General features: G+C 33.5%; 10 protein-coding genes and 1 riboswitch. Of the genes, 5 read left to right on the forward strand and 5 right to left on the reverse strand.

The genetic code is table 11. The annotated features are described in order from the left end of the window. The first annotated feature begins 205 nt into the window (after nt 1-205). Nucleotides 206-349, forward strand: a complete 144-nt coding sequence (locus tag BFA01S_RS22155) for a YuzL family protein (RefSeq protein ID WP_082800110.1) — start codon at nt 206-208, stop codon at nt 347-349. 35 nt (nt 350-384) lie between these two features. Here the strand turns inward: BFA01S_RS22155 and BFA01S_RS20405 are convergent, their stop codons facing one another. After that, a complete protein-coding gene (locus BFA01S_RS20405) occupies nt 385-1,302 on the reverse strand; it encodes a proline dehydrogenase family protein (protein ID WP_066235290.1) in 918 nt (305 codons plus the stop codon). 125 nt (nt 1,303-1,427) lie between these two features. Here BFA01S_RS20405 and BFA01S_RS20410 point away from each other — a divergent pair, with 125 nt between their 5' ends. Then, complete coding sequence (locus BFA01S_RS20410; protein WP_066235294.1) at nt 1,428-1,688, forward strand: hypothetical protein; 261 nt, start codon at nt 1,428-1,430, stop codon at nt 1,686-1,688. Between the two features lie 10 nt (nt 1,689-1,698). After that, nucleotides 1,699-2,034: a spore coat protein gene (locus BFA01S_RS20415; protein WP_066235296.1), complete on the forward strand. Its 336-nt coding sequence runs from the start codon at nt 1,699-1,701 to the stop codon at nt 2,032-2,034. A 71-nt stretch (nt 2,035-2,105) separates the two neighbouring features. On the opposite strand, the gene BFA01S_RS20420 is transcribed toward BFA01S_RS20415, so the two are convergent. The 3 genes from BFA01S_RS20420 to BFA01S_RS20430 all read right to left on the reverse strand — a co-directional run bounded on the left by BFA01S_RS20420 (nt 2,106) and on the right by BFA01S_RS20430 (nt 4,140). Then, entirely contained in the window at nt 2,106-2,363 is a 258-nt protein-coding gene (locus tag BFA01S_RS20420; protein ID WP_066235298.1) for a YusU family protein, read from the reverse strand. 74 nt (nt 2,364-2,437) lie between these two features. Beyond that, nucleotides 2,438-3,256, reverse strand: coding sequence for an ABC transporter ATP-binding protein (locus tag BFA01S_RS20425; RefSeq protein WP_066235300.1), 819 nt, complete (start codon nt 3,254-3,256; stop codon nt 2,438-2,440). A gap of 707 nt (nt 3,257-3,963) precedes the next feature. Next, on the reverse strand, nt 3,964-4,140 hold the full coding sequence (locus tag BFA01S_RS20430; RefSeq protein WP_066235301.1) for a twin-arginine translocase TatA/TatE family subunit: 177 nt from the start codon (nt 4,138-4,140) through the stop codon (nt 3,964-3,966). 183 nt (nt 4,141-4,323) lie between these two features. Next, nucleotides 4,324-4,422, forward strand: a riboswitch (guanidine-I (ykkC/yxkD leader). Between the two features lie 61 nt (nt 4,423-4,483). Here BFA01S_RS20430 and BFA01S_RS20435 point away from each other — a divergent pair. Together BFA01S_RS20435 and BFA01S_RS20440 are read left to right on the forward strand one after the other, a co-directional pair. Further along, the gene (locus BFA01S_RS20435; protein WP_066235303.1) at nt 4,484-4,825 is read left to right on the forward strand and encodes a DMT family transporter; all 342 of its coding nucleotides are present in this window, start codon (nt 4,484-4,486) and stop codon (nt 4,823-4,825) included. Then, nucleotides 4,825-5,139, forward strand: a complete 315-nt coding sequence (locus BFA01S_RS20440; protein WP_066235305.1) for a DMT family transporter — start codon at nt 4,825-4,827, stop codon at nt 5,137-5,139. Before BFA01S_RS20435 ends, BFA01S_RS20440 begins: the two co-directional genes overlap by 1 nt. Nucleotides 5,140-5,185: 46 nt before the next feature. On the opposite strand, the gene BFA01S_RS20445 is transcribed toward BFA01S_RS20440, so the two are convergent. After that, nucleotides 5,186-5,977, reverse strand: a complete 792-nt coding sequence (locus tag BFA01S_RS20445) for a DUF2935 domain-containing protein (RefSeq protein WP_066235307.1) — start codon at nt 5,975-5,977, stop codon at nt 5,186-5,188. Nucleotides 5,978-6,216: the final 239 nt, after the last annotated feature.

Here is a 6,216-nt window from a genome sequence, read left to right on the forward strand (position 1 = left end):
GTGTTCTATTTGTTTGGTCCTTTATGGGCAGTTGATCTCCAACCTATCTTCCTCGCTTAGCTACAATCTTCAGGTGAGAGTCTTACTGCCCGTTAAGGCTGGGATAAATAAAAGACTTATTTCATTACACAGTTCTATCTCCTTTTCTCCAAAAAAGAAATATATATTTTTTTATTGGAAAGATTAAAAAAGGGAGGTGATACATATGGCGAGATTAAAAAAAGATCCATCAAAGGCCGGCGTTAGCGCAGCAAGTGTAAAAGGAAATGCTGGTCCAAATAATGAGAAAGCAGGCGGCGGGAAACGCACAAGCCAAAATCAGCAATATAAACAAAATAATATGGGCTAAAAGCTCTCATAAAAGAACGGGGACTAATCCCCGTTTTATTTTTTAAATATCCCTTTTAATATAAATGCGACATTTGCGGGCCTTTCAGCTAAACGACGCATGAAGTAGCCATACCAGTCCGTACCGTATGGAACATATACCCGCACTTTATAGCCTTCTTTCACAAGCTCAAGCTGGCGCTCCGCTCTAATTCCGTAAAGCATTTGAAATTCATATTGATATTTCGAAATTCTAAATTCTTTCACCAGCTGTTTTGTATACTCAATAATCGCATCATCATGGGTAGCAACTGCTGTATAGTTCCCGTTTAATAAATGCATTTTAATAATTTTTTTAAAGTTTTCGTCTACATCCGACTTAAGCGGATATGCCACTTTAGCGGGTTCTTTATATGCCCCTTTTACGAGCCTCAGATTTGGACGAAGCTTTTTAAGCTCTGCAATATCATTTGCTGAGCGGTAAAGATAAGCTTGAATCACTGTGCCAATATTATTGTATTTCTTTTTTAATTTTTTAAATACTTCAAGTGTTTTCTCACATCTGGAGTAATCCTCCATATCGATTGTTACAAAAACATTATGTTCACTTGCTTTTTCTAAAATACGGCACATATTTTTCATTACAACTTCATCCGAAATATCAAGTCCCATTGAAGTCATTTTTAATGACAACTGGGATTTCAATTTCTTCTTACCGATTTCCTCAATTGCAACAATACAGTGCTCTGCCATTTCATTTGCTTCTGCCTCGTTGTCAACAAACTCCCCTAAGTAATCAATCGTCACATCTAAGCCTTTCTTATTTAATCCTTTTATTACCCTTGTTACTAATTCAATTGATTCACCTGCGACAAATCTTCCAGCACCAAGACGCAGTCCATATTTTTTTGCTAAATTTGTTAAAAGTCTGTTTTTAGATAGAAATAGAATGACATTTCGAAGTACTTTTTCCATAATAAACTCCCCCTATAACAATCTGGAAGTGGCGATTGCTTAAAACTCGGGAACGATTGAGCTATATGAATAAGAATAAAAGGATGTGGGATGATAGTGTTGAAAAAGAATGAGGAGGGAATAAAGTGCAACAACAACAAAATATGCAGCAGCAAACGATGCAGCAACCACCAGCAATTATTTCTACTAAAGATCAACTATACTTAACCGATATGCTGTCATGGAATTTATTAGTGATGAAGAAAGCCCATTTTTTTGCATCACAATGTCAAACACCCGAAATTAAAGCAGAGCTTGAAAAAGTCGGTCAAATGCATAATATGCATTATCAAAAAGTTCTAAGCCATCTGCAAACAACAGGGCAGGCAAATACACAACTTCAATAGGAGGTGCACTATGCAACAAAATAAAATTCAAAACCCCGAAACACAGGTACAGCAGTCACCGCAAATGAACGAACGTGATTTTATTAATGATATACTCGCAACTGAAAAGTACTTAACATCAGCTTATACAACTGCATTAAATGAGTTAAGCCATCAAGCACTTTACAAAGATCTTTTAACAGTCAGCAATGAAACACAAGATGCCCAGCGCCATCTTTATAATCTCATGTTCAAAAACGGATGGTATAAGTTAGAAGCAGCAGAAATTCAGAAAATTCAGCAGTCATATGACCAATTTTCAAGCTATTTAGATCAGCAGTCGCCTTACGGCAAAATGATGCAATAAACCTCTACTATTAGGTATATATCATTATATGTAAAAGTATTATTAAATTGAAAAAGAAAAAACTCAGATTCTTATCGATTCTGAGTTTTTTGATTTGCACGATGTTCCTCATTTAATTTTTTAATTTCACTAATCAATTCTTTTACATATTCCCTGCCTTCCGGATAGCTCTCATTCCAATGTTTCACTAATGGCGGCATTGATTTTGCAATATGATTATATAAAACCCATGTCTGCACTTTTTCTTTTAGTTCTTCTGATGTTTCTCCTAATAATAATTCAGTATACTTTTCAAGCAAACCATCTATCTGTTGTTTTTCTTTCGTCATTACGTCAGCTCCCTTTACTTTATTTTATACTGAGCGGGATAAGTAATACAGTTAAAACAACAACCCTGATGTTTTTATGCATTTTTCACTTCTATACCTTTTAAAATACATCTCCCTTTACCATACGGAATACAAAGAGGGGTACCAAATAAAGGATCAATTGTCACTTCACAGTTCATCTGGAATACATTTTGTACTAAACTGCAATTAATTACTTCTTCAGGGCGCCCTTCTGCATATATTTTTTGATCTTTTAATGCAACAATATGATGAGCATAACGACATGCTAAATTCAAATCATGCAATACCATTATAATTGTTCTTTTTTCTTTTTCATTTAACTCAAATAATAAGTCAAGTATTTCAATTTGATGCGTCATATCTAAATAAGTTGTCGGTTCATCAAGTAGAATAATATCCGTTTGCTGTGCTAGCGTCATCGCAATCCAAGCTCTTTGACGCTGTCCACCTGAAAGGGAATCAACCGGTCTTTCTGCAAATTCATATATATTTGTTGCTTTCATTGCCCTTGTTACAGCTTCTTCGTCATCAACAGACCATTGCTTCAGCCAATTTTGATAAGGGTATCTCCCTTGTTTAACTAACTGTAGAACTGTTAAACCTTCCGGTGCTTCAGGTCCTTGTGGTAAAATCGCTAATTGCTTTGCTACCTCTTTTGTCGGAAGCTTGGAAATAGAATGTCCGTCAAGTAAAATAGATCCATTCTTCGGTTTTAACAATCTTGCTAATGAGCGCAGCAATGTTGATTTCCCACAGCCATTACTGCCAATAAATACTGTAATTTCTCCTTTAGGAATTTTTATATCTAATTCCTTTATAATAATTGACTCATCATAAGAAAGCGTGAGTTCATCCGTTTCAATAGCGTACATAATGAACAACTCCTTTTGCAAACTAAAATTTCTCATTTTATATAAAAACTGATCAGACAATGCTTCGTTAATGACTAATCTTTCGTCTATTAATGATGAAAAAGTACTGTACTAGTCAATACTGACAATATAAAACCTTGCAATAAATTAAGCTGTCTTCTATGTTGTTCTTGCATATCAAAAACAATACTTATATCTGTAAAGACAATAAGTATTAAAAGTAAAATCTTTACTTCTTTTTATTCTAAGCAAAATAATAATTCGCCCTTCCTAAAAAGAAAAGCCGCACTGAATTTTCATATTGCCATCATTGTACCAAACTTCAATGATTTTGAAAATCATTTTCAATTAGTTATTAATATTTTATCCCTTACAAATTACTACTAATCCTAGCTAAGAATCATGCTCATTTTTAAATATAAAAGAAGGGAAGGGAAAAAACAGCTAGCTGATTATTACATGATATTAGAAGATAAATGGAAAAACCGGTCTGTGACCGGTTTTTCCATTTATCTTCTAAGAATGTCTTCATTCGGATAACACACTTTCTTCTTTGAACGGGTAGCAAGTGAAAAGACTATCATTAAAGGTCCTAACTTTCCTAAAAACATACCAAAGATAATGACAATTTTCCCGAGATACGTTATGGAACATTGTAAAGAAAAATAAAAAAGAGACATAAAATAAATTCATGCCTCATCGCGATTCTATGATTGCTTCTTTACAGGTTTCTCGTCATCATCATCCATTATACCTTTTGTAGCATTTTTAAATTCTCTCAATGTTCTGCCTGCTGCTTTTCCTAGTTCAGGTAATTTCTTTGGTCCAAATAATATAAGTGCAACAAGTATAATTAACATAATTTCGCCGAAGCCTAAGTTCATGGACAAATCCTTCTTTCATTATGTTGTATGATCTAATGATAAATATAATATAAATCCATTTTTTATGCAAAATAAAGATAAATTTAATTATCTGTTCTCTTAACAATATCCTTTATTATTTTTAGTATATCTCAGTCTTGAATAAAGCCTAAATCTGTGTATAATTTAAAGTAATTATAAAACACAAATGTTTTCTAGGGTTCCGTAACAATTATGTTAGACTGGTCCGAGAGAAAACTCACAGCAACCGCTGTGCCACGGAAGGATAAAAGCCTGGGAGATACTGTTTAACAGTTATCTCTCAGGCTTTTTTAATTTTTGTAAAATTGGAGGTTTCATGTAAATGAATACAAACTGGATTAAAGTATTTATTGCTGCTTTTTTTGAGGTTTTTTGGGTTATTGGTTTAAAACACGCAGATGATTTTTGGGCTTGGGCTGGAACAGTCATTGCGATTATCGTCAGCTTTTATTTAATGATTATTGCTGGAAGGGAACTTCCTGTAGGAACTGTTTATGCAGTTTTTGTAGGTCTAGGTACAGCAGGAACTGTTTTTTCCGATATCTTATTTTTTGGCGAACCATTTAAAATAGCTAAGGTCCTTTTAATTTTTGCTTTATTAACAGGAGTAATCGGGTTGAAGTTAGTTACTAAAGACAATACTCCAGAAAGGAATGAAAATTAATGGCTTGGGTTTCTTTAGTTTTTGCAGGCATTTGTGAAATGTTTGGTGTTTTAATGATAAATAAATTGCATAAAGATCGTAATTGGCAATCATTCACATTACTCATCATTGGATTTGGAGCAAGTTTTTTATTCCTTGCATACGCAATGGAAACACTACCTATGGGAACAGCTTATGCAATTTGGACTGGAATCGGTGCATCTGGAGGAGCTATATTAGGAATGTTTTTATACGGTGAGTCAAAAGATTGGAAAAGAATCTTTTTTATAGCAATGGTTTTAGGAGCAGCTATCGGTTTAAAATTAATTTCGTAATAAAAAAGTTCCGGAAATACTGAAATTTCCCGGAACTTTCTTTATTTTATATTCTTGATTTTGTAGGGTCACAATCAGGCTTATCTATAGCTGCTGATTCAGCAAGCTTCATTAAGTAATAGCATTCTTCCCTCATCATATGATCCGCCATCAATGCAGAAAATGTTCCTAACATTTGCTTAGTTAACTCCATTTCCTTTATTTCATCTAAAAAATTCTTGAATAGTCTAATTTCTAAATTGACTTCTTTATTCATTCTTTCAAGTGCTGGGAAAGAATCAATATTCGCTCGTAAAAATCCTGACATCTCAACTGCCTTCAAATAAAAATCTTCAAATTCTGTAACAAAAATATCACTCTTCAGCTTTAAATTTTTCTCTGTTGCATCAAGATTATCTGAGATAGCGCCTGCATGTCCCGCCGCATCTAAAAGCCAAAGTAAATGATGATGAAGCTCATGAAAAATAGGTGGCACTTCATTTTTCTTTAAGTATTTTAAAACGAGTAAATACTCATCAAGCTCATTCACCATATGATTAATAAAAGATGGAGATAAATGAATTTTAATTTCTCCAAGCAAATGCTTCCTTATTAATAACAGTTTAAACTCTCTCATCTCTTTTGCATATTTCTCTGCTTCCATTGTAATGGCTACTAAATCAGTATGGTCGTTCGTTTTTTTAAATAAATAATCGAAAGTTTGTTTGAATTTCTTTGCTTTTATAATATTTTCTTTCTCACTTTCTGCCAGAGAATCAAGAATAAAACGAGCATGGTCTCCTAAGATTTGCAGCCAAAACTTATGTTCAAATAACGCAGTCTCCGAAAATGTCTTCATATAATGCCTCCTTCCATTCATTAAATGGTTATGTCCTTGACCCTTGTCTTAGTCAATGAAAGTGTGAATAATGAATAGTTTTTCATATTAAATTAAGACTAAGCATAAAGAGCCTTATAGATTTTCGTGCTGTTCTGCGCTCTTTATTAAATAAATGAGCCTTACATTTGTTTTTTTGGAAGGAAATATTATTTCTTTAATTTACGATAAAGTGAAACTTCCATCAGTGGGGGTTTTTC

Source organism: Metabacillus fastidiosus NBRC 101226 (assembly GCF_001591625.1).
Classification (GTDB): Bacteria; Bacillota; Bacilli; order Bacillales; family Bacillaceae; genus Metabacillus; species Metabacillus fastidiosus.